At 39.6% G+C, this 26,354-nt stretch carries 26 protein-coding genes and 1 riboswitch; of the genes, 17 read left to right on the top strand and 9 right to left on the bottom strand.

Translation table 11 applies throughout. The features are described 5' to 3' along the window. Window positions 1-20 precede the first annotated feature (20 nt). Together ABH902_RS05195 and ABH902_RS05190 are read right to left on the bottom strand one after the other, a co-directional pair. Complete coding sequence (locus ABH902_RS05195; protein WP_404589489.1) at window positions 21-1,130, bottom strand: ABC transporter ATP-binding protein; 1,110 nt, start codon at window positions 1,128-1,130, stop codon at window positions 21-23. A gap of 252 nt (window positions 1,131-1,382) precedes the next feature. Next, a complete protein-coding gene (locus ABH902_RS05190; RefSeq protein ID WP_404589488.1) occupies window positions 1,383-1,553 on the bottom strand; it encodes a hypothetical protein in 171 nt (56 codons plus the stop codon). 314 nt (window positions 1,554-1,867) lie between these two features. Between ABH902_RS05190 and mgsA the strand changes: the two genes are divergently transcribed. Together mgsA and ABH902_RS05180 are read left to right on the top strand one after the other, a co-directional pair. Further along, window positions 1,868-2,290, top strand: coding sequence for a methylglyoxal synthase (gene mgsA, locus ABH902_RS05185; protein WP_404589487.1), 423 nt, complete (start codon window positions 1,868-1,870; stop codon window positions 2,288-2,290). A gap of 68 nt (window positions 2,291-2,358) precedes the next feature. Further along, window positions 2,359-2,463: riboswitch (THF riboswitch) on the top strand. 442 nt (window positions 2,464-2,905) lie between these two features. Further along, window positions 2,906-3,433: a folate family ECF transporter S component gene (locus tag ABH902_RS05180; protein WP_404589619.1), complete on the top strand. Its 528-nt coding sequence runs from the start codon at window positions 2,906-2,908 to the stop codon at window positions 3,431-3,433. Between the two features lie 49 nt (window positions 3,434-3,482). Here ABH902_RS05180 and ABH902_RS05175 read toward each other — a convergent pair whose 3' ends face one another. Continuing rightward, complete coding sequence (locus tag ABH902_RS05175) at window positions 3,483-5,249, bottom strand: ABC transporter ATP-binding protein (RefSeq protein ID WP_404589618.1); 1,767 nt, start codon at window positions 5,247-5,249, stop codon at window positions 3,483-3,485. Next, window positions 5,239-6,972, bottom strand: a complete 1,734-nt coding sequence (locus ABH902_RS05170; RefSeq protein WP_404589486.1) for an ABC transporter ATP-binding protein — start codon at window positions 6,970-6,972, stop codon at window positions 5,239-5,241. The genes ABH902_RS05175 and ABH902_RS05170 overlap by 11 nt, the downstream gene beginning before the upstream one ends. 1,079 nt (window positions 6,973-8,051) lie before the next feature. On the opposite strand from ABH902_RS05170, the gene ABH902_RS05165 reads away from it, so the two are divergent. The 3 genes from ABH902_RS05165 to ABH902_RS05155 all read left to right on the top strand — a co-directional run bounded on the left by ABH902_RS05165 (window position 8,052) and on the right by ABH902_RS05155 (window position 11,001). After that, a complete protein-coding gene (locus ABH902_RS05165) occupies window positions 8,052-8,894 on the top strand; it encodes a putative ABC transporter permease (RefSeq protein ID WP_404589485.1) in 843 nt (280 codons plus the stop codon). Window positions 8,895-9,172: 278 nt separating this feature from the next. Continuing rightward, window positions 9,173-10,297, top strand: a complete 1,125-nt coding sequence (locus ABH902_RS05160; RefSeq protein ID WP_404589617.1) for a 3D domain-containing protein — start codon at window positions 9,173-9,175, stop codon at window positions 10,295-10,297. 134 nt (window positions 10,298-10,431) lie between these two features. Beyond that, window positions 10,432-11,001, top strand: a complete 570-nt coding sequence (locus ABH902_RS05155; protein ID WP_404589484.1) for a GNAT family N-acetyltransferase — start codon at window positions 10,432-10,434, stop codon at window positions 10,999-11,001. An 18-nt stretch (window positions 11,002-11,019) separates the two neighbouring features. Here ABH902_RS05155 and ABH902_RS05150 read toward each other — a convergent pair whose 3' ends face one another. Continuing rightward, window positions 11,020-11,535: an LURP-one-related/scramblase family protein gene (locus tag ABH902_RS05150; protein ID WP_404589483.1), complete on the bottom strand. Its 516-nt coding sequence runs from the start codon at window positions 11,533-11,535 to the stop codon at window positions 11,020-11,022. Between the two features lie 43 nt (window positions 11,536-11,578). Further along, complete coding sequence (locus ABH902_RS05145; RefSeq protein ID WP_404589482.1) at window positions 11,579-12,448, bottom strand: Cof-type HAD-IIB family hydrolase; 870 nt, start codon at window positions 12,446-12,448, stop codon at window positions 11,579-11,581. A 192-nt stretch (window positions 12,449-12,640) separates the two neighbouring features. On the opposite strand from ABH902_RS05145, the gene ABH902_RS05140 reads away from it, so the two are divergent. From ABH902_RS05140 to ABH902_RS05120, 5 genes are all read left to right on the top strand, one after another. Further along, window positions 12,641-13,324: a uracil-DNA glycosylase gene (locus tag ABH902_RS05140; protein WP_404589481.1), complete on the top strand. Its 684-nt coding sequence runs from the start codon at window positions 12,641-12,643 to the stop codon at window positions 13,322-13,324. A 152-nt stretch (window positions 13,325-13,476) separates the two neighbouring features. Next, a complete protein-coding gene (gene pta / locus ABH902_RS05135) occupies window positions 13,477-14,457 on the top strand; it encodes a phosphate acetyltransferase (protein WP_404589480.1) in 981 nt (326 codons plus the stop codon). Between the two features lie 137 nt (window positions 14,458-14,594). Beyond that, the gene (gene tsaE / locus ABH902_RS05130) at window positions 14,595-15,068 is read left to right on the top strand and encodes a tRNA (adenosine(37)-N6)-threonylcarbamoyltransferase complex ATPase subunit type 1 TsaE (protein ID WP_404589479.1); all 474 of its coding nucleotides are present in this window, start codon (window positions 14,595-14,597) and stop codon (window positions 15,066-15,068) included. After that, on the top strand, window positions 15,065-15,586 hold the full coding sequence (locus ABH902_RS05125) for a GNAT family N-acetyltransferase (protein ID WP_404589478.1): 522 nt from the start codon (window positions 15,065-15,067) through the stop codon (window positions 15,584-15,586). Before tsaE ends, ABH902_RS05125 begins: the two co-directional genes overlap by 4 nt. Window positions 15,587-15,768: 182 nt before the next feature. Beyond that, window positions 15,769-17,088, top strand: a complete 1,320-nt coding sequence (locus tag ABH902_RS05120; protein WP_404589477.1) for a 6-phospho-beta-glucosidase — start codon at window positions 15,769-15,771, stop codon at window positions 17,086-17,088. A gap of 30 nt (window positions 17,089-17,118) precedes the next feature. On the opposite strand, the gene ABH902_RS05115 is transcribed toward ABH902_RS05120, so the two are convergent. From ABH902_RS05115 to ABH902_RS05105, 3 genes are read right to left on the bottom strand one after another with little or no spacing between them, the layout of a single operon-like run. After that, entirely contained in the window at window positions 17,119-17,859 is a 741-nt protein-coding gene (locus ABH902_RS05115; RefSeq protein ID WP_404589476.1) for a MurR/RpiR family transcriptional regulator, read from the bottom strand. A 4-nt stretch (window positions 17,860-17,863) separates the two neighbouring features. Further along, a complete protein-coding gene (locus tag ABH902_RS05110; RefSeq protein ID WP_404589475.1) occupies window positions 17,864-18,409 on the bottom strand; it encodes a GNAT family N-acetyltransferase in 546 nt (181 codons plus the stop codon). 15 nt (window positions 18,410-18,424) lie between these two features. Then, window positions 18,425-18,901, bottom strand: coding sequence for a GNAT family N-acetyltransferase (locus ABH902_RS05105; protein ID WP_404589474.1), 477 nt, complete (start codon window positions 18,899-18,901; stop codon window positions 18,425-18,427). Between the two features lie 240 nt (window positions 18,902-19,141). Between ABH902_RS05105 and ABH902_RS05100 the strand changes: the two genes are divergently transcribed. The 7 genes from ABH902_RS05100 (at window position 19,142) to ABH902_RS05070 (ending at window position 26,330) form a co-directional block, all read left to right on the top strand. Continuing rightward, window positions 19,142-19,294 carry a hypothetical protein gene (locus tag ABH902_RS05100; protein ID WP_404589473.1) on the top strand — a complete coding sequence of 51 codons (153 nt, stop codon included), beginning with the start codon at window positions 19,142-19,144 and terminating at the stop codon, window positions 19,292-19,294. 31 nt (window positions 19,295-19,325) lie between these two features. Then, window positions 19,326-19,841 carry a phage major tail protein, TP901-1 family gene (locus ABH902_RS05095; RefSeq protein ID WP_404589472.1) on the top strand — a complete coding sequence of 172 codons (516 nt, stop codon included), beginning with the start codon at window positions 19,326-19,328 and terminating at the stop codon, window positions 19,839-19,841. 102 nt (window positions 19,842-19,943) lie between these two features. Next, window positions 19,944-20,285, top strand: a complete 342-nt coding sequence (locus tag ABH902_RS05090; RefSeq protein WP_404589471.1) for a tail assembly chaperone — start codon at window positions 19,944-19,946, stop codon at window positions 20,283-20,285. A 116-nt stretch (window positions 20,286-20,401) separates the two neighbouring features. Further along, window positions 20,402-20,626 carry a hypothetical protein gene (locus tag ABH902_RS05085; protein ID WP_404589470.1) on the top strand — a complete coding sequence of 75 codons (225 nt, stop codon included), beginning with the start codon at window positions 20,402-20,404 and terminating at the stop codon, window positions 20,624-20,626. 15 nt (window positions 20,627-20,641) lie between these two features. Beyond that, window positions 20,642-22,735 carry a hypothetical protein gene (locus ABH902_RS05080; protein ID WP_404589469.1) on the top strand — a complete coding sequence of 698 codons (2,094 nt, stop codon included), beginning with the start codon at window positions 20,642-20,644 and terminating at the stop codon, window positions 22,733-22,735. Window positions 22,736-22,749: 14 nt separating this feature from the next. After that, window positions 22,750-23,517, top strand: a complete 768-nt coding sequence (locus tag ABH902_RS05075) for a distal tail protein Dit (RefSeq protein ID WP_404589468.1) — start codon at window positions 22,750-22,752, stop codon at window positions 23,515-23,517. Continuing rightward, window positions 23,514-26,330, top strand: a complete 2,817-nt coding sequence (locus ABH902_RS05070; protein ID WP_404589467.1) for a phage tail spike protein — start codon at window positions 23,514-23,516, stop codon at window positions 26,328-26,330. The genes ABH902_RS05075 and ABH902_RS05070 overlap by 4 nt, the downstream gene beginning before the upstream one ends. Window positions 26,331-26,354 lie beyond the last annotated feature (24 nt).

Here is a 26,354-nt window from a genome sequence, read left to right as displayed (position 1 = left end):
TTGGCGCTAATTATTTATTTTTAGGGTAACGTGATCACTTGCTCTGTTTCTGCATCAAAGAAATGTGCCTTGTTAATATCAAAAGCCAACTCAACAACTTCTCCCGGGCGATGGAAATCACGCGCATCAACTTTTGAAATAAATTCTGTGTCACCTAGCTTAGTATAAAGCATTGTTTCTGCTCCCAACAGCTCGGAAACCACGATTTCTGAACGAACGACCGCCTCGCTCATAGCATCCAGAACTACCTGTTCACTATGTATATCCTCCGGACGAATCCCAAAAATAACGGTTTTTCCTTCATAACCCTTTTCCACCAGAACTTTATTCTTGCCTTCAGGAATAGCAAGCTCCAATCCATGCCCATCACGAATGACGCCGTTATTCAACGTAACCGTAAAGAAGTTCATCGCAGGTGAGCCGATAAAGCCGGCCACAAAAACATTATTTGGTGTATTATAGACTTCTTTAGGTGAACCAATTTGCTGAATAAAGCCATCTCTCATGATGACAATTCGATCGGCCATGGTCATTGCTTCCGTTTGGTCATGAGTAACATAAATAGTAGTCGTTTCTAAACGCTGATGCAGCTTGGCAATTTCAGCGCGCATCGCAACCCGCAGTTTGGCATCCAGATTGGACAGAGGCTCATCCATTAAAAAGACTTTAGCATCGCGGACAATCGCCCGACCCAGTGCCACACGCTGACGCTGGCCGCCGGAAAGAGCTGCCGGTTTGCGTTTAAGAAAATCTGTAAGTCCTAGAATTTCAGCCGCATTTTCAACCCGCTGTTTAATTTCTTTTTTATCATATTTACGCAACTTTAAGCCAAACGCCATATTGTCGTAAACGGTCATATGAGGATAAAGCGCATAGTTTTGGAAAACCATCGCGATGTCGCGGTCTTTAGGAGCGACATCATTCATTACTTTACCGTCAATCGTCAGCTCACCCTCGGTAATATCTTCCAAGCCAGCAATCATTCGCAAGGTCGTCGATTTGCCACAGCCGGAAGGTCCAACAAAGACGATGAATTCACGATCGGCAATCTCTAAATTGAAGTCAGTAACAGAATAGCTTTTTGCATTATCATATTGTTTATAAACATTTTTTAACGCCATTTCTACCATATAAGTCACTCTTTTCTGTTTTTAATATAATCACAGTATACGTGAAAGCGTTCTATATTCTCAATGGAAGGTTGCACAAGAAAAGAGTCATTCTTTCGGCAATATGACAAAGGAACGCATGGTTAGCTGATCTAAGCAGATTTTTAATTGTTTAAATTAGAAATAGAGTGGATTTTTCCACTCTATAATCATTTAATATTTTAATAGAACATAGTTATTCTTTAAAATAAATTTGGGCCAATCATTATTTCATTAATTTATTTTATGACTTTCTTTTTTGTTATATAAATAAATTCCTATACACAGAATTGTGACAATCATTGTGATTACAAATTTTTGCAGCATTGACTCAAAGAAAAATGAAGCAATAATGCCTAATCCTAAAACGACAGAATATAATAAGTTTTTGATTTTCGCATCCATTTCAATCACTCCTTTATCAATTTATTACTGCCATTGGAAATTATGGTAATAAGGTGGACAACCATGGTGATCTTTTTGGATATCTACACGAAATCCTCCAGACGCGGACTGCACATCACTTTTCACTATTTAATTATAACATTAGGTTAATAAAAGAAGAAGGGATAAAACGAGTTACTATTTTTAAAATTCGATAGCCAAAACAACCAAAGACGAAAGAGAAGCAATTGAATAAAATAATGAGTAGAAAAATTGAAACTCGTACAATAGTTTTTGGTATAATCAAAGAAAACCAGAAAATCGAGGGATCACAAATGAAAATTGCTTTAATTGCACATGACCGTAAAAAAGAGTTAATGGTTAAATTGGCTTTAGCGTACCAACCGATTTTGGCGAAGCACGAATTATTCGCTACTGGAACAACAGGATTGAAAGTCGCAGAAGCAACCGGTCTGGCTGTTCATCGTTTTAAATCTGGTCCACTTGGGGGAGATCAGCAGATTGGTGCGATGATTTCCGAAGATCAGCTTGATTTAGTGATATTTTTACGGGACCCGCTGGCTGCCCAGCCGCATGAACCGGATGTGACGGCCTTAATTCGTTTGAGTGATGTATATGAGATTCCTTTAGCTACCAATATCGGTACAGCCGAAATTTTATTACGCGGCTTAGCAGCAGGCTTTGCGGATTTTAGAGAAATCGTTCATGAAACAGACCAACGGCCGCTTTCATTTTAACAGCTACTGGTACAGGTTGCAGCAGCTTTAGAGTTATGCTATATTGCTGATGGACATTGTCCAAAAAATACAGAGTAGAAAATAAAGCGTTAAGTGCTAAAAGGATGGGATGTTGCCTTTTAGACGAAGTATGATTGAGAGAATTTTTTGAGGAAATGTTGGGACTTGCTGTGAAACACAGTGAAAGAAATTGAGCTGAGGATGAACGGTATAAGACTTGCTGAGAATCACAGTGAAAGAAATTGAGCTGATGATGAACGGTACAAGACTTGCTGAGAATCACAGTGAAATGAAATTGAGCTGATGATGAACAGTACAAGACTTGCTGAGAATCACAGTGAAATGAAATTGAGCTGATGATGAACAGTACAAGACTTTCGTAAGAAAGTGTTGAACCTTTCCAAAGGGCTTGGCAAGCCTGTTCTGCTTTTCCGTGATCCAGCTACACAGGCTAGCTCTTCGGAAAAAAGATAAATTGCGAATAAGGCAAAAAGCGCCTTAGTCTCAATTTCCTATTTTTCTGTCAGAGCTGGGCAAGCCTGTTCCGCTTTTCCAATCATACGCGGTTTTATTTTCGCATTCGCTGCATATTTTGTGTAGCGCTTCTCAGAGGAGCTGCTAATATTGAAGAACAAGAAAATGAATGCTCATGCCATAACGCTATTGAGTTTATTGATTGCGTTAATGGTGATTTTTACCCGTTTTATTTCGTTTGAAACACAATTTTTGCGGGTAAGTTTGACTTTTGTACCGGAATCGTTGATGGGGCTTTTATTTGGGCCTTTTTGGACGGGGATCGGGAGTGCGGTGGCTGATGTTATCGGCATGTTACTTTTTGGGAAAGGGCCGTATTTTCCGGGATTCACGTTTAATGCGTTTTTGTCTGGAATGATTTATGGGTATTTCTATTACCGAAAAACATTGACCTGGAAAAGAATCATTACGGCGACTTTTTTAGTAACCGTATTGGTTCAGCTGTTTTTAACACCGTTGTGGCTGGGTTTGATGTATGGTGTGGATTTAATGCAGCCACTTTGGTGGCTGCCTCGAATTGTGAAAAATCTTGTGTTTTTCCCTATTCAAGTCATAACCACGTATTATTTGAATCAAAAACTACCTTATAAACAATTTATTCCTAAATAAAAAAATCCTCAAAGGTTCCCACATCCCAGGAACCTTCGAGGATTTTTGTTTAAACTGTTTGGTTTTTAAATTGTGCCTCATACAATGCGTGATAATAGCCATCTTTTTTATTAATCAATTCTTTATGGCTGCCGATTTCAACGACAGCGCCTTGATCCATTACCAAGATTTTATCCGCACTTTTAATGGTTGAAAGACGATGGGCGATAACGAAGCTTGTTCGACCTTCCATCATTTGTAAAAAGGCATCCTGAATTTTTTTCTCTGTCAATGTATCCACTGAACTTGTCGCTTCATCCAAAATCAGCATCGGCGGATTACTAATCATGGTGCGGGCAATCGTCATTAATTGCCGCTGACCTTCAGAAATTTTAATTCCGCTGGCGCCGATCAGCGTATCTAAGCCTTGCGGCAAACGTGTGACAAAATCATAAATATAAGCTTTTTTCATCGCAGCTTCGATTTCAGCATCGGTGGCTTGCGGATTGCCATAAGTTAAATTATCCCGAATGGTGCTGTCAAACAACCAAGTATCCTGTAAAACCATCCCGAAGCTTTTCCGCAAGCTATCTCTAGCAATTTGGGTAATGCGATGATCGTCAATTGTAATGTAGCCCTTATCAACTTCATAAAAGCGCATCAGCAAGTTCACCAAGGTAGATTTACCGGCACCGGTTTTCCCAACAATCGCAATCGTTTCACCGGGAAAGGCAGTCAAATTAAAATCAGTAATCAAGGGCTTAGAAGGCACATAAGCAAAATCGACATGATTGAATTCAACTTTTCCTTTCGCATTTTCTAAAACTAGTGCATGAACGCCATCCGGTTGTTCTTCCGTTTGACTAATGATTTCAAAGGTTCGATCCAAACCAACTAAGGCTGTTTGAATTTGAGTTGTAATTCCCGAAATTTCAATGAATGGTTTTGAAAATTGGCTTGAGTAAATCGTAAAGCTAGAAATAATCCCAATAGTAATCGCCTGATTACCGCTTAATAGCAATAATCCCCCTACTAGACCAATCGATAAGTAAGACAAATGGTCAATAAAACGGGATAGCGGATTAGTCAAGGAAGAAGAGAACTGGGCTTTCTGACCTTGAACGTATAACTGTTGATTAAATGCTTCGAACCGCTCCTGCGATACCTGTTCCTGTTGAAAAGCCTTCACGATTTTTTGATTACCGACCATCTCTGAAATAAAACCGGAAATCTCACCAACAATTTTTTGCTGTGCAGTGAAATTTTTCTGTGACGATTTAGCTACGAGCCAATTCGCTAGAAAAATGATAGGAGTGGCAACTAGTACAACCGCAGTAAGCAGCGGACTTAGTTTTAACATGAAGAAAAAGGCAATAACTACAACCGCAGCTCCAGAGAACAGCTGATTAAAAACTGCTGAGCAGGCAACTGAAATGTTGTCCATATCATTGGTAAAGCGGCTGACAATGTCGCCGTGAGCCGTTTGGTCGTAATAATTTAAAGGCAGTCGGTTCAAATGAGCAAAGGCATCTTTACGCAGCTCGGCTACACTAAGATAAGAAACGCGATTACCAAGCCGCTGAATCAACCACTGACTGACGACAGTAATCACTAAAATGCCAGCCAGTAAACCCAAAAGCTGCATTAAAATCGTAAAGTCCACTGCACCATCGTCAATCATAGTATCAACGGATTTCCCAATATAATAAGTCATTAAAACAGTCGTCAACCCGCTAAAAATCCCAAGAATCACTGAAGCAATCATTTCTTTTTTATACCGAAGCAGATAAGGCATGAAGCGTCGCAAGGATACGCCAGCTTTCTTTTTAGTCTTCATCATCCGTTACCTCCTCTTGTGATGCAACAATTTCTTGATAAGCAGCAGAATTTTGCAGCAGTTCCTCATGGGTACCCAAGCCGACCTGTTTGCCGCTATCGAGAACTAGAATTTGATCTGCTTCTTGAATCGAGCTGATCCGCTGCGAAATTAAGATCAAGGTGGTATGTTTTAAATCTCGTTGTAAAGCAGTTCGTAAATTCAAATCCGTTTGATAATCCAACGCACTCAGTGAATCATCTAAAATTAAAATTTCTGGTTTATGAATCAAGGCTCTGGCAATAGTCAAACGTTGCTTTTGACCGCCGGAGAAGTTTTTCCCGCCTTCATAAACTGGAGTATCCAGACCTTCGCTTAAGTTTTCTACGAAGTCTCGACATTGTGCTGTTTCCAGGGCCTGCCAGCATTCTTCATCTGTTGCATCGCTTTTGCCCCACTGTAGATTTTCACGAATAGTCCCAGTAAAGAGGACGGCTGTTTGAGGGGCCATTGCAATTTTTGCACGTAATTGCTCCAAAGAATAATCACGTACGTTGCGCCCGCCAACAAAAACATTTCCTTCACTTACATCGTAAAAACGGGGAATCAATTGCGTTAATGTACTTTTACCGCTGCCGGTAGGTCCTGTGATTCCTAAAACAGTATGCTCCGGAATCGTTAATGAAATAGCTGAAAGAGCTAGACCCGCTGTTGGTTGGTAACGAAAAGAAACATTATCGAAAACAATGCCAGTTGCTTGAATTTTTGCAGCGTCAGGATTTTCTGCTCCCGTTTGAATAGAAGGGGAAACGGATAAGACTTCATTGACACGCGTTGCAGAAGCAGAGGCGCGTGTAAAAATAACGACTAAGTTTGATACAACAATTAAGGCCAAAAGCATTTGGTTCATATAATTGATTAGTGCCAGCACCTGACCTTGCTCTAAGTTACCTATAGATACTTTAATTCCGCCAAAATAAAGCAGTGCCAAAATCCCTAAATTCATAATTAAAGTTGTGGCAGGTGTCAACAAAGCGGAAATATTGGACACTCTAATATAGATAGCAGAAAGATCATCCGTTACTTTATTGACATGCTGTTCTTCCGTTTTTTTTCTGGCGAACGCTCGAATGACACGTACGCCGCTAAGATTTTGTGTGATTTGACGATTTAAAAGGTCTAATTTTTCCTGAACTTTTTTATATAAGGGCACGGTGGTTTTGATAATGATATAAAGAACCAGACAGAATACAGGAAGCATCAAGAGGAAAATCAAGCCCATTTGAAAATCAATATAAAAGGCCATAATAACTGAACCAATACTTAGAAATGGCGCGCGGATTACTAAGCGAATCATCATCGCCAAGGCAACTTGCAGTTGATTGATGTCATTGGTCGTTCTGGTAATCAGCGTATCAGTGCCAAAGCTATTTAGCTCTGCGTGAGAAAGCTGATTGATCTTGCGCATCAGCTGATTGCGCAATTCTGTTCCGAAACCTTGAGAAGCTACTGACGCATAATACTGACAAATCAGCACACAAACCAAACCGATAACTGACATCAAGAGCATCCAACCAGCCATTTCCAAAACATACGCTCGATCGTTCTGACGAATCCCCTGATCGACCAAACTAGCCATAAATAATGGTAGTACTAATTCAAAACAAGCCTCTAAAAATTTGAAAAATGGACCAAGAATAATCTGTCTCCGATATTTTTTTGCATATTTCAATAAACCAAACATAAAGACCTCCTAATTTAAAAGCGGAATGAGCCCGTTTAGCCTTGTAAAAAAATGTACAACACTTTCTTACGCAAGTCTTGTACTGATCATCATCAACTCAATTCTTTCGTTGTGATTCTCAGCAAATAGGAAAAATCGATTGTGGCGCTTTTTGCCACAAACTATTTTTATCTTTTTCCCGAAAGGCTGGCTCATGCAGCTGGATAATTTAAAAGCGGAACAGGCTTGCCCAGCTCTTCGGAAAGGTACAACACTTTCTTGTGAAAGTCTTGTACTGTTCATCATCAACTCAATTCTTTCGTTGTGATTCTCAGCAAATAGGAAAAATCGATTGTGGCGCTTTCTGCCACAAACTATTTTTATCTTTTTCCCGAAAGGCTGGCTCATGCAGTTGGATAACACTAAGTGCGGAACAAATACGCTTAATCTTGTAGAAAATTAGGAAATTGGCTTTGAGACGCTTTTTGTCTCACTGGCAATTTATCTATTTTCCTAAAGATTGATTTGTGCAGCTGGATAATTAATGCTAAGGTTCAACACTTTCTTACGAAAGTCTTGTACTGTTCATCATCAGCTCAATTCCATTCACTGTGATTCACAGCAAGTCTTGTACTGTTCATCATCAGCTCAATTTCATTCACTGTGATTCACAGCAAGTCTTGTACTGTTCATCATCAGCTCAATTCCATTCACTGTGATTCACAGCAAGTCTTGTACTGTTCATCATCAACTCATTTCTTTCACTGTGATTCACAGCAAGTCCTGTACCGTTCATCATCAGTTCAATTTCATTTACTGTGATTCACAGCAAGTCCTGTACTGTTCATCATCAGCTCAATTTCATTCACTGTGATTCACAGCAATTCAAGCTAATTTTTTCGTATATTTCTGATAAAACTAGAATAAATTGACCATTTATACAAAACTTTAGAAAATATAAATGAAGCAGCTTTTCCCTCCTTCAAATTTATTCCTCCCTATTGTATATCAATCTTCGTTTCAAAGAAAGTCGCTCGCCTAAAGTCTTGTTTATTTGTTACAATGAGTAAAGCAAGTTAACTTCGAAGGAGAAAACAATTATGAATGAATTTATTAAAGTCATTTTATTATTTTTCATCTACTCATTTATCGGCTGGCTTTGGGAAACGATTTATTGTTCCTTAAAAGCAGGGAAATTTATTTATCGCGGCTTTTTGTTGGGTCCATATTGCCCTATTTATGGTTTCGGTATATTAGGCGTACTTTACTTTTTAGAGCCGCTAAAGCAAAACATCGTTGTCCTTTATCTATTATCCACGATCCTAGTAACTGTTTTAGAATATTTGACCAGTTATGGTTTGGAAAAAATGTTTCATGCTTCCTGGTGGGATTATAAAGATGTTCCTTTAAATATCAATGGACGGGTGGCATTGCCGGTTTCACTGTTTTGGGGTGTTGGCTGTGTGCTAATTGTACGTGTGATTCACCCAAAAATCATGTTGCTGGAAACTTTTTTAGCCAATAAGTTTGGAATTATTTTGCCTATCATTTGTCTTTTCCTATTAATGTGTGATTTAATTTATACATTAGCAAATATGCAAAGCTTCAGAAAAGCGACTGCTCAAATTAGTGCTGCAGTTGAGCAACAGCGACAAGAGTTATCGAATGTGCTAAATGAAAAACGTGGTGCGCTGTCCGCGAATCTTTCCGAGCTAAAAGAAACAGTTACAGAAGAACTGAATGATCGGAAAAAAGCAAAGAAAACCGAGCGCATTGTCCGTTTAGAGGAGTTTAAAGAAATACCGGCAATCAAAAATATTATGACACATATGAACTTTAGCCAAAAACGTTGGGTAAGAAACTACCCTAATTTATCCCTAAAAAACATACTTAATCCTGAAGAAGTAAGAAAAATTATGAATAAATTTCCAAAAAATAAGTGATTTTATTTGATAAGTATAACAGTTTGTAACAGTGTCTTAGGATCATGAGAAACGCTTTAAGTTGGCTGTTCATCCGCAAAAAGCTCGCAGTAAATGCCAAGTAGATGAACAAAAAATATTACAGAAAATGCTTCTTTTCGATAAAATGTAACAAATTGTAACAGTACTGAAATAAAATAGCCTCTATTGATTAGTATAATAGGTGGAGTTGGATTTAGTTAGGAAAGGTGTTGGATTCAGTGAAGGTAAAAAAATTGATACCATTTTTAGCTGTTATCATGTTAATAAACGCCGCTTTGCCAGTCGGTGCTTTTGCAGAGTCGCTAGATGACTTAAAAGAGAAAGAAGCACAAGCTGAACAAACAGGAAAGGCGCTTAATGATGATATCAATACAGCCTTAAATGATGTTAATGAAAAATACGCTGAAATTGAAAAACTCAAAAAAGATATTTCCAAGGCTGCTGAAACAATCGAAAGCTCTAAAGCCGAAATTACAGCAACTGAAAAGAGTATTTCACGCCGTAAAGAAATCGTTGGAGATCGTATGAAGGATATCCAGCTCAATGGGGAAGAGCGTACATGGCAGGTGTTATTAGATGCTGAAAATGTATCAGAATTCTTTAATCGAGCGTTTGCAATGACCATTTTACAAAATGCAGAAAAAGAAAAAATAGATAGCTTATCTAAAGATAAAGAAAAACTTTCTGAGCTTCAAAAGACTGTAAAAGATAAACAATCAGAGCTACAAGCCAACGAAGCTAAGTTACAGGAAGAAGCTTCAGCGATGGACGAACAAGTTCTCGCATTAAAAGAGCAATTATCTGCTAATCAAGCAACCTTGCAGCAAATTGCCGACAAAAAACAAACAGAGCAGCAACGGATTGATAATCAGAAAAAAGCAGCCGCAGCAGCTAAAAAGCAGCAAGCAGAAGCGGTAGCTGCAGCTAAGAAGCAAGCCGAATCAGCATCAAGTTCAGCTGCTGACAGCTCATCAGAAAGCCAGTCTTCTAGTTCATCGTCAAGTAGTGATGAAACGCCAGTTGTGACGCCACCGTCACAGCCAGATGAAACAACGAATACGGATGGCAGTAGCAATGGGGGCAACGACACTACCAACGGTCGCGTTCTTTACATGCAGTCAACTGCGTATTCATGGAGAGAAGCAGGCTCTGGCTACATCACAGCAACCGGGATTGATCTTCGTTCTCAAAGTAATGTGATTGCAGTCGATCCAAGCGTCATTCCTTTAGGTTCACTTGTTGAAGTTGAAGGCTACGGTATGGCGATTGCCGGCGATACAGGCGGAGCCATTAAAGGAAACATTATTGATGTTCATTTCCCAACGGTTGACCAATGTCTTACTTGGGGCCGCAGAAATAATGTTAAAGTTGTTATTCGTTAAAACAGATTTGTTTAGACACTCCTTGCGAGTGTCTTTTTTAGTGCAAATTATTAGAAGTATCTTAAAAAAAATAAGAATTAATGCGCCGCCAAAAAATACATGTTACACTGCTATAAAGAAAGAGAGGAATAACAATGATTCGTTTTGCAACAAAAGAAGATGGACCAGCGATTGCTCCATTAATTTTAGTTATTTTAAAGGATATGGAATTGCCTTTGTTAGAAATCATTTCAGAAGAGATGCTTTTGACAATTCTAGCTGAAGCTGTTGCAGATCCTGATTATCGCTACGGCTATAAACGCGGATTAATCTGTGAATATGAAGGGCAAGTAGCCGGAATTGCTTTTGGTTATCCCCATGAAGATGAAGCAATTATTGACAAGCCCTTGAAGAAAGTTTTGCATAAATATCATTTAGATGAGGAAATCAGAATGTTCGTTGACCCTGAGACATTGCCAGATGAATGGTATTTAGACTCAATTTCTGTAGATGAAAAATATCGCGGCTTGGGAATTGGCTCAAAATTATTAGACGCATTGCCTAAAATTGTGCAAAGAGATGGTAAAAATATTTTAGGACTAAGTGTGGATAAGGGCAATCCTAATGCGAAACGTTTATATTTACGCAAAGGCTTTAAAGATGTCGCTGAAGTAATGATCAGTGGTCATCTTTACGATCATATGCAAAAAAAGATCAGCGAATAGACTCGCTGATCTTTTTATTTAACAAGTTGTCCAGCCGAGTGTCGGCTTATTGTTTCTTTTTTTCTTACGATTATATAACCAATAGTCCAGTACAGCGGCAACACAGATGCATAAGGGCGCATCCTGATCATCGGCTACATTTAAGCAAAAGTAATTGCCGGAAAATAAAGTGGCTTTGCTCATTTCCATAATTTTTTGATTTACATGATAAATCGAATAATAATGGTTTTTAATGTCGCCAAGGACTGTCCAGTGCAGCTGCTGAACGTAATAAAAATCTGCATGTAAATTTAGAATTTTGCGCATTGCGCCGATTTTTTCAAAGCCTTTATACAATTCAAAGCGCGAACCAAAGGTAAAAGAGGTCTGTTTCACGCGAGCGACCAGTTCGCCATTCATCGCATAAAGTGAGAGAATATCCCCACGAGTACCCCAACGACCGACCAATAAGAAAAGAGACTTGCCGTCTTCGTCTTTGACAATCGTACGCGTCACATTACTTAATTGTTGTTCTTGGATAAAAAACTCGGACACCTTGTCTCACCTCTTTTCGTCGTTCGTTTCGCTCAAACAATAATTATAAATTTTCTCGGATTGCCCGTAAAATAGCCTCGCCTACACCGTTTTCCAAATTTGTAGAGGTAACATATTTTGCGTGCTCTTTGACTTCTAATTCGGCATTGCCCATTGCAAAGCTAACACCGGCCCATTGCAGCATGCTAACATCATTAAAATTATCACCGATTGTCATCACCTCTTCAGCAGAGAAGCCGCGTTCCTTCGCTACTCTGGCAACAGCAATGCCCTTTTGGGCGTTTTTATGGTTGATTTCAATATTATTCTGAGCGGAAGCAGTTACTGCTAAATCAGGTAGTTGTCTGATTTGAGCACTGGCTGGCGCTAACACTTTAGGGCCGTCAATACTAAAGCCGATGATTTTTAAGACTTCAATATCTTCCTGCTGAATCAATGTCCGCATGTCTTCAATATATGTGATATTTAATAAAGACAAATGAGCAGCAGCCATCGCAATAGCTACCTTGTAAGTCAAGTGAGGCATCGTAGTCGCTATATGAGAAGCAAAGTTTTCAATTCGTTTTTCTTGTCTCTCAGAATAAATTCCTTTATTTGTAGATACTTCAAAGTAAATATCATGGGCGTCTAAAATATCCAGCACATCAGCCACAACTTGCTTTTCAATGCCGGCTGTAAACAATGACTTGCCGGTTTTATCTAAAACTTCTGCTCCATTTAAGGTAATCATGGCACAATCGATGCCCGCTTCTTCCAGCGCTGGTTTTGCTTCAGTATAAGCTCGACCAGTGGCTACCATAAACTCGATACCAAGACGTTCTGCTTCACGAATTGCTGAAGCATTATCTTTGGAGATCCCCATTGTAGAATTTAATAAGGTTCCATCCATATCTGAAGCTATTAATTTAATCATAAAATTTTCTACTCCTCGTTTATTTAACATATCTATAGTTTACCATGTTTTTTCTATTTCAGCGCAGAAAAAAATTACTTGTCACCCTAAAAAATATCAGCTATGCTAAAGATGCATATGAAACAGCACTCTAAGTAGTATTATTCAGATTAGATGTAGGGGAAATCAGTAAAAACTAAAGGAGGAATATCGTTGAAAACAATTATTCATAATAGCTGGCAAGAGGTATTGGCAGATGAATTTTCCAAAGAGTATTATTTGAAATTAAGAGAATTTTTAAAGCAGGAATATAGTCAACAAACCATTTATCCAGACATGTATCATATTTATTCTGCATTAGAATTAACACCTTACGAAGAGGTGAAGGTTGTCATTTTAGGACAAGATCCTTATCATGGACCTAATCAGGCGCACGGCTTAAGCTTTTCAGTCCAGCCGGGTGTGAGAATTCCGCCTTCTTTGGTTAATATTTATAAGGAGCTGCAGGATGATTTAGGCTATCCGCCCGTTTCACATGGCTTTTTGGAAAGCTGGGCCAAGCAAGGTGTGTTGTTGCTGAATACTGTTCTGACCGTTCGCAACGGCCAAGCCTATTCTCATAGAGGGCAAGGCTGGGAAATTCTAACGGATGCTATCATTAAGAAACTGAATGAACGGGAAAAACCAATTGTCTTTATTTTGTGGGGCAAACCGGCTCAGGATAAGATTAAAATGATTGATACAAACAAACATATCATCATTAAATCGCCGCATCCTAGTCCTTTAGCTGCACATCGGGGCTTTTTCGGATCAAAACCTTTTTCAAAAACCAATCAAGCATTAGAACAGCTGGGAGAAACGCCAATAAACTGGCAATTGCCTGATACAGTGTCATAAAACAGATGTTTCTGTTATAGTGCAGTTTGCTGTTTTTTGAAGTGTGATATTAGAATTAGTGTTTTTTCAACTGATACAGCTAGAAATAACTGTTATTTTCTTAAAGAATGGTGTATGATTAATGAGTATAAATAATCATTGGAGGGTATATCGTGGAACTATTCGATAGCTTAAAATTTAAAGTCATTCGCCGCAATATCAAAATTGTTTTCCCAGAGGCAACAGATCCTCGTGTTTTAGGAGCTGCTGCTCGCTTGAAAGCAGAAGAATTAATGGAACCTATTTTGATCGGTAAACAAGAAGCGATTGTTGAAGCAGCACATGCACGCGGTCTTAAAACATCCAACTTCACCATTATTGATCCTGATAATTATGAAGGCTGGGAAGAGATGGTCGCAGCATTTGTTGAACGTCGTAACGGCAAGGTAACAGATGAAGATGCACGCAAAATTTTGAAAGATGTAAACTACTTCGGTACAATGTTAACGTACATGGGCATTGCCGATGGTATGGTCAGTGGCGCTATTCACTCAACAGGTGATACAGTTCGTCCTGCTTTACAAATCATCAAAACAAAACCAGGCGTAAGCCGTACCAGTGGTGCTATGATCATGGTTCGCGGTCGCGATCAAGAAAAATATATTTTTGCAGACTGCGCCATTAACGTTAACCCAACTGCACAAGAACTAGCAGAAATTGCGGTAGACAGTGCAAAAACAGCACAACTCTTCGACATTGATCCGAAAGTAGCAATGATGAGCTTTTCAACAAAAGGTTCAGCTAAAGCACCAGAAGTTGATAAAGTCGTTGAAGCTACCAAAATTGCAAAAAGCTTAGCACCTGATCTTGAAATTGATGGAGAATTACAATTTGATGCTTCTTACGTCGCTTCTGTTGCTCAATTAAAAGCACCGGATTCAGCTGTCGCAGGTCAAGCAACAGTCTTTGTTTTCCCAGAACTACAATCAGGAAATATTGGCTACAAGATTGCGCAACGTTTAGGTAACTTTGAAGCGATTGGACCAATCCTGCAAGGCTTAAACAAACCTGTTTCTGACTTATCACGTGGAGCGAACGAAGAAGATATCTACAAATTATCAATCATCACTGCCGCTCAAACATTAATGGACTAAAAAAATCAAGATGCTGGAAAGAACCGCTAGGGTGCTTTTCAGCATCTTTTTAATTTATTGTAGTTATTTTTACATTAGTTCGGTATACTACACTACATAGAATAAAAACAGTAAACAATAATTAACAGGTGATGATAATGAAAATTTCAATTAATAATCCAAATGAAACAGAACGCTTGGCTGAACACATCGGCTCTGTTGCTGAGGCTGGCGATACGATTATTCTTTCCGGTGATCTTGGTGCCGGCAAAACAACATTGACCAAAGGCATCGCTTTAGGTCTTGGCATTACGCAAATGATTAAAAGCCCGACCTACACAATTATTCGAGAATACCAAACAGGTCGTTTGCCGCTTTATCATATGGATGTCTACCGGATTGAAGCGAGTGCGGAGGATTTGGCACTGGATGAATATTTTGAAGGAGACGGTTTATCGGTTGTAGAATGGGGCCAGCTTTTGGGCGAATTTTTGCCGGCTGATTATTTAGAAATTACGCTTGAAAAAGATCCAGCTGATCTAGAAAAACGAGAAGCGGTTCTACAAGCAAGCGGCCCTAAAGCCGAAGCCTTTTTAAAACGAATTCAACAAAGACTGGAGGAAGTGAAATGACAAAAGTCGAATTTACAATTCGAGAAGCTATTCCTAGTGATGCAGCAGAAGTGCTGAGCACATTGGAAGTAATCGGCAGTGAAACCCCTTTTCTGGTAATGGATGAAAAAGGGATGGAGATGTCAGTAGAGGAAATGAGTGAAAATCTCGCAAATCTTTATGAATCCCCCAATAATGTGTTGTTTGTTGCACTGGATGGAGCAAAGGTTGTCGGAACGGCGTCAGTCAAAGCTTCCTCCAAAAAACGCATGGAGCATATCGGTGAGATCGGCATCAGTATTTTAAAAGATTACTGGGGCTTTGGGCTGGGGAGCCTATTGATGGAGGAATTATTGCTTTGGGCCAAAGCAAGCGGAGTCATTCGCCGTTTAGAGTTGACTGTTCAGCATCGGAATCAGCGAGCGATTCATGTCTATGAAAAAATCGGCTTTCAAACAGAAGCAATCATGCCGCGCGGCGCCAAGACAGATGACGGTGAGTTTTTAGACGTTCATTTAATGAGTAAAATGATTGATTAATAGGATAAGCAAAGGACAAAAGTTAAACAAGCTTTTGTTCTATTTTTTTGTAACGTAGCGTTACTTGGATGTCACAAGTTACTTCTTCTTTTTCGTGTAACCACTTTCTGTTTTGCTCTATATTCTCTGCTGTTCAGGCGTTATACTAAAAGCAGATAAATTACTGAAGGAGCTGACACACAATGTCAAAAGGAATTAAAATCGTTACAATCGGCGGCGGATCAAGTTATACACCTGAATTAGTAGAAGGATTCATCAAGCGCTATGATGAACTGCCTGTTCGCGAATTGTGGCTAGTTGATATTGAAGCAGGAAAAGAAAAATTGGAAATTGTTGGCGAAATGGCGAAACGAATGGTCAAAGCGGCTGGCGTGGATTGTGAGGTTCATTTAACCTTGGATCGTCGTGAAGCTTTAAAGGATGCCGATTTTGTTACCACTCAATTACGTGTTGGTTTATTAGATGCGCGAATTCTAGACGAACGCATTCCTTTAAGTCATGGTATGATCGGTCAAGAAACCAATGGTGCCGGCGGAATTTTTAAAGCCTTAAGAACGGTACCTGTTATTTTAGATATCGTTGAAGACATGAAAGAGCTATGTCCAAATGCTTGGTTGATTAACTTTACAAATCCGGCTGGGATGGTTACGGAAGCTGTTTTACGTTATGGTAATTGGGACAAAGTCGTTGGCTTGTGCAACATTCCAGTAAATGCTGTTTTTGAAGAAGCAGCGTTATTAGGCGAAGACAATCGTGATTTATTCTTCCAGTTTGCAGGAATTAATCATTTACATTGGCATACAATTACAGATAAAAACGGCAACGATCGAACGGATGAACTAATTAAAGTCATGTACGGTCAAGACGACGCAAAATCAATCGTAGCGAATATTAAAGATAACAATTTAATTTGGGAACAAGTAGAAAACCTGCATATGGTACCTTGTCCATATCATAACTACTACTACTACACTGATAAAATGCTGGCAGAAGAATTAGAAGACTTCAAAAACAATGGGACACGTGCAGAAAAAGTTAAAGAAATTGAGCATGAATTGTTTGAACTATACAAAGATCCAAACTTGGATTACAAGCCAAAACAACTGGCAGAACGCGGCGGAGCTCGCTATAGTGATGCAGCCTGTGAAATCATCAACTCTATTTACAATGACAAACGCACAACCATGACAGTCAGCACGAGAAACAATGGAACCATTACAGATTTGCCGGCTGAAAGTGCAGTTGAAGTAACATGTACTATTACTGGAAAAGGCCCTGTTCCATACAACTTCGGCAGCTTTGAGCCAGAACAACGCGGCTTACTGCAAGTAATGAAAGCAATGGAAGAGTTAACCATCAAAGCAGCTGTGACCGGCGACTATGGAACTTTATTACAAGCATTTACCATGAATCCGCTAATCACAAGCGGGGATGTTGCTAAAGAAGTGATGGATGAACTATTGGAAGCACACAAAGCATATTTACCAGCTTTCTTTAAATAAAAAATAAGAGGACTCTGAAAAAGAGTTCTCTTATTTTTTTTTCTGCACTTCCTTCGCCAGATATTCCACGGTATAAAGGGCAGGAACCTGCGAGGTAATATCGCTGTCGCCGATTCGTTCGGTTGAAATATAATAAGGAATATTCACATCCGATAAAGCAGCGATTGCTGATTTTTCACTATTAGTAATTGAAATAATGGAGCAGTCGTTTGCGATAAAATGGTTTAAATAATTCAGAATTGCTTCGTTTTCGCCACTAACAGAAAGTGCAATGACACAGACATTTTTCGCAATACTTTTATTGAAAAAATTGACCGGATGATTGACCGGATCTTCGATATGAAAGGCCATACTAAAAATAGAAGAAAAATACAGCGCTCCGTATTCCGCGATAATTTTTGAGGAGCCGGCCCCAATAAAAACCACCAGCTCTTTTTCCGATAACAGCTTCGCTGCTGCTTGCATTCGCTCCTGATAAAAGGCTTCTGTTGAACGCTGGATAAAATTAGTAAACGACGTTTCATCTACTGCATGAGTCGTCACTGGTTCTGCCAATGATTTGCGGTAAAGGTTTAACTTAATTTTAAATTCAGAAAAACCTTCACAGCCGAACTTGCGGCAAAAACGCAAAATACTGGCTGTACTGCTGTGGGTTTCCTTAGCTAATTCACGAATGCGCATATAGACAACTTCATCCATATGAGCAGCTACATATTTATAAATTTCTAAATCAATAGGACTTAAATCAGGACTATAATCTAAAAACAGCACATTTTCACCACTTTCTTTTCTTGTAGGTCGTTAAATCAATACTATAAACCAAATGCTTAACTGGCTGACCAGAATAATCCTTATAAAAAGTTTGAATAACCTGCAGCCCGTTTTTGCTGGCAACTTTTTGTGAAGCCAGATTTGTGTCACGAATAATGGAACAAATTCGCTCAGCTTTTAAATAATTGGCGGCATAATTCAGACATAGACAGCTCGCTGCACTGGCATAGCCTTGATTCCAGTAACGCTTGTTTACCAGATAGCCGATTTCCAGCAGCTTTTCTCCTTCAACCTCCGAATAAACAATGCCGCATTGACCGATAAAGTGTTGCGTCGCTTTATCAATAATTGCCCACAAACCAAAACCGTTTTCCTCATAACTGGTCAGATTCCAATGCAGCCATTCCTGTACTTTTTCCTTCGTAAAAGGCGCTTCATACGCATACATCGTTTCCTCGTCCTGTAAAATAGCACCTAATTCCGTTACATCCTCTATCGTCAATTCTCGTAAAAAAAAACGTTTATTTTCAAGTATCTTTTTGGCTGCCATTCATGTTCCTTCTTTCTAAACTACATGTAAAGGTAAAGACATCACTAATTGCTCGCCGGCAGGACCGGCAACATGCCTATTTGTGTAACAGAAACCACTACGTTCATAGAGTTTTTGTGCAGGAAGATTTCTTTGATTAACAGCCAAAACTAGTTCATTGGCTTCTGGAAAATGCTCTTGAACAAATACCGGCAACAGCTGCAGTACTTGTTTGGCATAACCGCGTCCTTGATAACGTGCATCTGTGGAAAAGGTTCTTAACAAGAGCGCTTGTTGATTACTTGTGTATAAGTCTACGTCTTTTCCCTCATCTAATACAAAAAAATTCGTAAGCTGTTTTCCTTCAACACCTATTATGGGATGAATGAAAGGATTCGTCAAAGCGATTTTAAGTGGCAATTCTGGTGTACCGGTATAAATCAGCTGTTGTTCCGTCAATTGATAGTCCTGAATAAGGGCTGAAAAAGCTTCATTGTATTTTCTTAGTAACATCTGAGCACGTCCTTTCCTGAGGGATCAAAGCTTTTACTATTTTACCATATTAATGCTAGTTTACCGTTTATTTCAATGTGTTCATTAAAAAAAGTGAAAGGATTGTGACAGACATTTGACATGATTTTAAAAGAATGGCGGGAGTTTGGTGGTTAAGTTTCTTTGTATACTTGGTTCATCAGGTAAGACAACTGACAAAAATAGTCGCCCGTGACTTTAAATGAGAGGAGATGCAGGGATTTGGACATTAGTTCTTTCGAGCAGCAGGATAAGGCAATCAAAAAACAAGGAAAAATTATCAAGAAGCTGCAAAAAAGAGTAAAAGCTGAACAGCAGAAAAAGAATCAACTTGCGTCTCAATTGCAGCGCTTGCGTAAACAATTGAACGAATGAAAAAGCAATAATTGAAGGAGGAAATCAACAAATGACAGCATTAAGCGGAGTAGATGTAGTTTGGCGTTTTCGATTAGCCGAAGATGAAGGAAATGAAAAAGCTTGGGGCTTAGCCTACAGCACAGAAAATGGTTATTCAAAATCAAAAGAAAGTGAAGCAACGGTTACCAAAGACGGCAGCGTGGTGACACCCGGAGCGACTGAAACAACCGTAACAGCTACGACTCTTTACAAAATCGGTTCCACTCAAATTGATAAATTAGAAACCGCCATGGATGAAAACAAACGCGTGCAAATTTGGCGCATTAATACAAAAGAAATCGGCACTGGCGCCAACGAAGGAAAATACAAAGCAAAATATTTTGAAGGCTATTTTACTTCATTTGAAGAAACCGATTCTGCCGAAAATAAAGTGGAATATTCGCTTGAATGGGCAATTGAAGGAACCGGTAAAAACGGCTTTGCTTCTTTAGTTGTCGATACCACTGAAGGCGGCGATTATGAATTTAAAGATACAGTGAAGGTTGAAGGGCAAGCACAAGCTTAACCAAAACCTGACAGCAAACGAGAGGTTAGCAAGCTCTAGCCTCTTTCACATAAATTAGGAAAGCAAGACAAAAATCAGCTTTCATTATCAGGAGGAAATAACATGGAATTAACAATGAATGAAAAAACATTTAGCTGTAAATTCGGCTATGGCTTTTTAAAAGAAATTAATCAACGTTACTCTATTGAACGCAGCGGCATGCAGCTGAAATTAGGCGTGGGAGCGATTGTTTCGAACCTGCTTATATCAGATGTCGATACATTATTTGAAGTTTTATTGATTGCCAATATGACAGAAAAGCCACGTCTGACTGTTAAATTTTTAGAAGAATATGTAGAACAAAACGGGACGAAGGAATTGTTTGAAGTTGTGATTGATGAATTAAAAAAGTCGGAATATACCGGGATGATGACAGCCAAAATGCTGGAAGAAGCTCAAGTGTAAGCACCGTAGCATTTGACGAAATTTATGCACAGGTTCGCTTAAATTGTCTGCGTTTTTTAGCGATTGACGACCTGCAGGAGATTGATCGTTTAACGATTTCCGAGTATGAATTACGGATGAAAGCGTATCAGTTAAAGCAGTTAGACCGGCAATTTGAAATCCATCTACAAGCCTGGGCGACAGTGATGGCTGGACAAACTAGAAAAGGCAAGCCGGTTTTTCGAACCTTTGAGAAATTCTTTGATTATCAAAAAGCAGAAGAAAAGCTGCTGGGACGCCAAAGAAAAGTTTCTCCTGATAAAGAGAAGCTGCACGATTGGATTGCTAACTTTAATTCATAAGAAAGGAGGAAGTCAATGGGCAATAAACAAGAAATAACAGCGATATTATCTGTGGTTGAGAATAATTTTTTTAAAACCATAAAAGAGGTAGAAGCGACTGTCAATCAAGCGACACAAACCACCAATCAGCTATATGAAGCTCTACAAAAGCTCTCCGGCAATTCTGTCAATGCTCAAAGCTTTGATGACTTTAAATTAGGGGCACAGGAAGCTTCGAATCTGATCGATCGTTTAGGGGAAAAATTAAAGAACCAATTTGCTTTAGTGGTACAAGCTCCGAATCTGTCAGATGCGGTGACGACCGTCGATTCTGCGATAAAAGGGATTAACGACAAGCTAAAACAATTACACCTGCCCAGCTTAGGGGAAATGTTTGCCGGTGAGACCTCTATATTTGCACAAATTAACAGTAAAGTAGACGCAACAACTCAATCCTTTGGCAATTTAGTTCAAGGCTTTGATGACAAACGGAAAAAAATGGCCGGCAGTATCGCAAACTGGAAAAAGAATTTGAGCGACTTTTCGCAAAATACACAATATCAGATGAAGCTTGCTGGCATGCATATTCGTAGTCAGCATCCGGCCGTTGCTGCATCAGGTGCAAAATTTTCTACAATGTCCAGTTTAGTAGGGAGCAGTTTAGCCAATGTAGGCGCTAAATTCAGTGGCTTTGGCAGTCAAATCACTGGCATGGTTAATAATTCAGTTGTTTTATCAACAGCCTTCAGCGGGATTGGTAAGTCGCTTAAGACCTCTACTGATGTAGGAAAAACAGCTTTGAGTACAATGGTGCAAGGCTTGACCTCTGTTTTTGGCTTTGCGCTGAAGGCGTTGGGCCCGGCAGCAATTCTAGGAGTGGCTTTAGCCGGCTTTGGTTTACTGGATAGTGAATTTGGCGGTCAAATAAGCAGTATGATCGAAACCGCAACGACCAAAGGACCAGAGCTTATCAGTGGTTTTATAGAAGGTATTGTAACAAAGCTTCCTGAATTAATTACTACTGGTGCACAGCTAGTCAGTGGATTAGCCGAAGCGATTTCAGTGAATCTGCCGTTTATTATGCAAGGAGCGATCGATTTACTGAATGCACTGGTTCAAGGTGTGATCGAAAATTTACCGACATTAATTCCGGCTGCTTTGCAAATTATTGAGTCTTTAGCCACAAGCTTACTGACAGCAGCACCTCAATTATTAATGACCGGTTTAGATTTATTACTGGCATTGGTAAACGGCATTATTGAAAACAAGGATCAAATCATCAGTACGGTGAAAAACATTCTGGAGACCTTTACCACACAAATTACGGAGAACTTACCGGAAATTATTCAAAAGGGTATTGAAATTTTGACGAAACTGGCCGAAGGAATTGCTTCTGTTTTACCAGAATTAATCCCGATTGCTTTAGAAGCTATTACTACTCTGGTACGAACACTTTCAGAGAACTTACCGAAACTATTAGATGCAGCGGTGGAAATCGTTGGGAAGCTTTGTGAAGGCTTACTTGCCAATCTACCTCAGATTTTATCGGCAGCGGTGGGTCTAATTTTGGCACTCGTTCAGGGAATTGGCGAAAGTATTCCTAAAATCTGTGCTGCTGGCGCGAAGATTATGCTAAAACTGTTGGAAACAGTTATAAAAGCAGTGCCCGATTTAAAAGATGCCGGGATGAACCTGATTAAAGGCTTAATCGATGGTATCACCGGTATGGGCAAAGCGGCTTTGGATGCAGTGAAGGGACTTGGAAAAAGCATCGGCGATACGTTCAAAAGTATCTTCAAGATTCACTCGCCTTCTCGTTGGATGCGTGACGAAGTCGGTGCGATGCTTCCAGCAGGACTTGCTATTGGAATTGAGCGTAATGTGCATGTTGTCGATCAACCAATGGACAAATTGGCCTCGCAGATCATGCTGCCAAGCTTAGACTCTTTAGACCAGCATATGGACACCATTCAAGAGGTTTCTGTTCAATCAAGTAGTAAACTGCAGATGGTTCAAAGTAAGCAGCCGGCCACGTTCAATATTAGACTCGGCAATCAGCAGTTCAAAGCCTTTGTTGCGGATATTTCCGAAGCAATGGGGCAAGACGCTGCGATTAATTTAGCTTTTTAGAAGGAGGAGAAACCATGTACTATTTTGAAGACACACAACTAAAGAACCATAAAGATGATTTATTTCTGCCTTCTTCTGCGATGCTGTATGACGGCAATTATATTGAAAAAATGATTGCAGGGTATCGTACCTTAGCGGTAACAGGCAGAGAAATGCTGTCTCTTGATATTGAAACGCAAGAAACACAGGTCGGCAGTTTAAAACTGAACCAAAAGCTGCCGGCGCGTACTATTAAAGTGACGTACCAGCTAATCGGTCAAGATGCTCAGGATGTACAGAAAAAGTATCATCAGCTAATGCGGCTGCTCTATAGAGAAAAGCCTGTCGAAATACGTTTTAGAGATGAGCTGGACTACCACTATCATGGACAATATGCAGCCTCAGATGAGGTGCGCGGGGATACCAATATGATCATTTCAAGCGTAGAAATTCTTTGTACTGATCCTAAAAAATATGCAGTGTTATTAAAAACTGATGGAACGATTACCACCTATTTACCCTATCCGATTACCCCGGAAAAAATTGAAGTAACGATAGCACGCTTCGGTACAATTAGAATTCAGAATGAAAACAAATCCATTCAAATTACCGGCTACCAGCTGAATGCCGGCGATCAACTTGTTTTTGATTTTCTCAAAGGGAAAGTTTTTGTAAATGGGATTGATCAAACCTTTTTATTAGATTTGGAAAGTGATTTTGAGAATTTCTATATTGAGCAAGGACAAACGATTACGTGTACGAATGGCACAATGCTAATTTCTTATCGGGAGGTGCAGCTATGAGTGAAAGTGTTTATTTTTTTGATGAGCATCAGCATTTACTGCGAATCGTAAACGAAAGTGAACTGGTTGAGGTAATTCAGGAAAAAGAAATTACAGCCAATCAGTCAGAATTATTAAAAGACACATTAAATGTTTCCACTATTTATGACAAAGAATTAACGAACGCATCTTATATGGCAGTAAAAGAAGAAACGAATGTTTATAGTCTGTATCGGATCGTTATTGATAGTGAAGCTGAAAATCTGCTTTCTTTTGTTGGGATAGCTTTTGCACCAGATGAACTAGATTCCTATGTGGTGAAACATCTGCAGGTTAAAAATGCCTCAATTAAAACAACACTAGAAAAATTACTGACAGAAACAGAATGGCAGGTAGGCAAAGTCGCGGCTGACTTACCCTTAATAACAGCTGATTTTAGCTATTCCTCTGTTCGTGATGCACTCAAAGAAATTCAGACAAAGGGCTGTGAAATTTTATTTAAATATGAAATTGACGGCATTGGTATTACCAAAAAATGGCTGGAAGTCTATCAGGAGATCGGCGAGAAAAGTAATCAACGATTCACTTACGGAGACAAAGCCTTAAGCATTGTCAAAGAACAAGATCGCAATCAGGTGTATACAAGCTTGATTGGTCGCGGTCGTGGAGAAGACGTTGGCGATGGTCAAGGCAAACGCGTCGAATTTACCTCAATTGAATGGAAAAAAGCCAATGGAGATCCCTTGGACAAATCTAAAGGGCAAAATTGGTTGGAGTTTCCTGAAATGACGAAGTTATATGGGATTCCGCTGAAAAACGGCGGCATGCGAAAACGTGAAAAGGTCATTACTTTTGACCAAGAAGAAGATCCGGAAAAATTATTACAGCAAACTTACCAAGAGCTGATCGAATATTCACGTCCGCTGACGCAATTTAAAACCGAAATACTTGGCGGCGATACCATTGGAAATACTGTTACGATTCATAACCACGAACGCAGCTATCATTACCAAACACGCATCTTTAAAGTGAAAGTTGATCGGTTAACCGGTAAAGTGGAAGCGGGCTTAGGAGATAATATTACCCAGAGTATGTCAAAAACCATTTCTGAGTTAAAAGGCAATGTAGAAACACTGGAAGAAAAAAAGATGACCTTCTATGATTCTGAGGAAATATCCAAGTGGCAGGATGACATTATTCGCGGAGCTAAAGGCGGTTCGATTAAGTTAATGAACGGAATTGAAACGGGTAAATCTAAAAGCCGCGAGCCCTATCAAATGGTTTGGATGAACAAGGATTCTCTTGAAACGAGTGATCACTTTTTAGTAGCGAACAGCGAAGGAATTGGCTTTATTGATGGTGATTTTAACAAAGGCAACTATAAAACTGCTTGGACAATTGATGGTAAATTTAATGCTGATTTTATTCAGGCAGGCACTATCAGAGGACGAACTATTGAAGGCTGTACGTTTAAGACTTTAGATAAAACTTTCCAAATTAAGATTTTAGATGGAACAATTCTTTTCAGAGACAAGCTGGTTGATAAAACCTTAGGAACCATTTGTGCAACGTTAAGTGACAATCAGGTAAATGGCTTTGCTGTGATTCAAGAGCCGGGCTTCATATTTTCTTTAAATTCTAAAAGTAAGAACGCGGGGAAGGGCTCTAATTATGTTATCCAAATCCCTAAAGAAAGCACGATGGAAGAGCCTAAGCTTAATTCCAGAGCAACCTGGAAGCATAATGGCGATTTGCAAATTGATGGAAATCTTCATATTAAAGGAAAGCTTTTCATAAATGGGAAAGAAATTGTTCCGGGGCAGCAAGGCGGTAATAGCGGCGGTGCTGGAACTGGCGGCTATCCAGCGGAAATAACCAGTCAAATGGACAAATTTGCTTGGGATTTATGGTCCTTTTTATTATCAAGTGGCTACAGCAAAGCGGCCGCCGCTGGCATACTTGGCAACGTTCAACAGGAAACAGGCGGAACGATGGATCCGGATACCCTGCAAGACGGTGTTGGACCCGGTTATGGACTTGTACAGTGGGATGGTTCAAGGTATCCCTTAGTCGGCAGTCCGACATCTGATGGTATTGAATACGTAAAACGTCTAATTAACGTAGCGGGAATCAATGATAAATACAATTCACTTTTAGGTCAAGCACGTTTGTTGGATTGGAGCATGTATAATGGCCAATGGCTAGCAGCTGTAGAACCTGGATCTGTCGCACAGTTTAAAGCGTTAAGTGATCCGCAACTGGCTGCTTATGTCTTTGAGGAAAATTTTGAACGTCCGGCGGAAAATCATCCGGAAAGACAAGGCTACGCACAAAGTTGGTACAATAAATTTAAAGACCTCAAAGCTTCGACGACAACCGGAAAAGCCGGCCTTGATCATTTAGAAACCTTGTATAAACAACCTTTAGGAAATGGTCAATGTTATGCAGTTCCTGCAGAATATTCCGGCTTCTTGGGTGGCTGTGGTTTAGGAGCAGGAACAAGATATGGTTTGAGCCATGTAATTGGTGATACCTCTGCTGCGGCAGATATCGGCAGCGCCTATAATTGGGCGGCAGTCGGCTGGAAGGTAATATTCAATCCGTCCTATCAGGATCTAGTCACCGGCGCAATCATTAACTGGCGACGAGGCGGCAATATTGGCAACTTTGCAGTGGATGGTACTTACGGACATACCGGAGTGATCCGAGGAGTAGGAACTGGCGTTTTTCAAACCTATGAACAAAATATTGGTTTGGGACAAGTTGTAGGAAAATATGAACGAGCATGGGTTGGTTCGAGTGAAATTAGTTCGATTATTATTCCACCCAAATAACTAGTTATAGAAAGGAGTGAGTAA

Source organism: Enterococcus sp. UD-01 (assembly GCF_044909655.1).
Classification (GTDB): domain Bacteria; phylum Bacillota; class Bacilli; order Lactobacillales; family Enterococcaceae; genus Enterococcus_L.
The sequence above is the reverse complement of the archived record's forward strand: the minus strand, read 5'-3'. Positions and strand labels throughout refer to the sequence as shown.

Coding starts and splice junctions, on each gene's coding strand:
- ABH902_RS05195 (WP_404589489.1), bottom strand. CDS start 1,130: ATGGTAGAAATGGCGTTAAAAAATGTTTATAAACAATATGATAATGCA.
- ABH902_RS05190 (WP_404589488.1), bottom strand. CDS start 1,553: ATGGATGCGAAAATCAAAAACTTATTATATTCTGTCGTTTTAGGATTA.
- mgsA (WP_404589487.1), top strand. CDS start 1,868: ATGAAAATTGCTTTAATTGCACATGACCGTAAAAAAGAGTTAATGGTT.
- ABH902_RS05175 (WP_404589618.1), bottom strand. CDS start 5,249: ATGAAGACTAAAAAGAAAGCTGGCGTATCCTTGCGACGCTTCATGCCT.
- ABH902_RS05170 (WP_404589486.1), bottom strand. CDS start 6,972: ATGTTTGGTTTATTGAAATATGCAAAAAAATATCGGAGACAGATTATT.
- ABH902_RS05165 (WP_404589485.1), top strand. CDS start 8,052: ATGAATGAATTTATTAAAGTCATTTTATTATTTTTCATCTACTCATTT.
- ABH902_RS05160 (WP_404589617.1), top strand. CDS start 9,173: ATGTTAATAAACGCCGCTTTGCCAGTCGGTGCTTTTGCAGAGTCGCTA.
- ABH902_RS05155 (WP_404589484.1), top strand. CDS start 10,432: ATGATTCGTTTTGCAACAAAAGAAGATGGACCAGCGATTGCTCCATTA.
- ABH902_RS05145 (WP_404589482.1), bottom strand. CDS start 12,448: ATGATTAAATTAATAGCTTCAGATATGGATGGAACCTTATTAAATTCT.
- tsaE (WP_404589479.1), top strand. CDS start 14,595: ATGAAAATTTCAATTAATAATCCAAATGAAACAGAACGCTTGGCTGAA.
- ABH902_RS05125 (WP_404589478.1), top strand. CDS start 15,065: ATGACAAAAGTCGAATTTACAATTCGAGAAGCTATTCCTAGTGATGCA.
- ABH902_RS05120 (WP_404589477.1), top strand. CDS start 15,769: ATGTCAAAAGGAATTAAAATCGTTACAATCGGCGGCGGATCAAGTTAT.
- ABH902_RS05110 (WP_404589475.1), bottom strand. CDS start 18,409: ATGGCAGCCAAAAAGATACTTGAAAATAAACGTTTTTTTTTACGAGAA.
- ABH902_RS05105 (WP_404589474.1), bottom strand. CDS start 18,901: ATGTTACTAAGAAAATACAATGAAGCTTTTTCAGCCCTTATTCAGGAC.
- ABH902_RS05095 (WP_404589472.1), top strand. CDS start 19,326: ATGACAGCATTAAGCGGAGTAGATGTAGTTTGGCGTTTTCGATTAGCC.
- ABH902_RS05090 (WP_404589471.1), top strand. CDS start 19,944: ATGGAATTAACAATGAATGAAAAAACATTTAGCTGTAAATTCGGCTAT.
- ABH902_RS05085 (WP_404589470.1), top strand. CDS start 20,402: ATGAAAGCGTATCAGTTAAAGCAGTTAGACCGGCAATTTGAAATCCAT.
- ABH902_RS05080 (WP_404589469.1), top strand. CDS start 20,642: ATGGGCAATAAACAAGAAATAACAGCGATATTATCTGTGGTTGAGAAT.
- ABH902_RS05075 (WP_404589468.1), top strand. CDS start 22,750: ATGTACTATTTTGAAGACACACAACTAAAGAACCATAAAGATGATTTA.
- ABH902_RS05070 (WP_404589467.1), top strand. CDS start 23,514: ATGAGTGAAAGTGTTTATTTTTTTGATGAGCATCAGCATTTACTGCGA.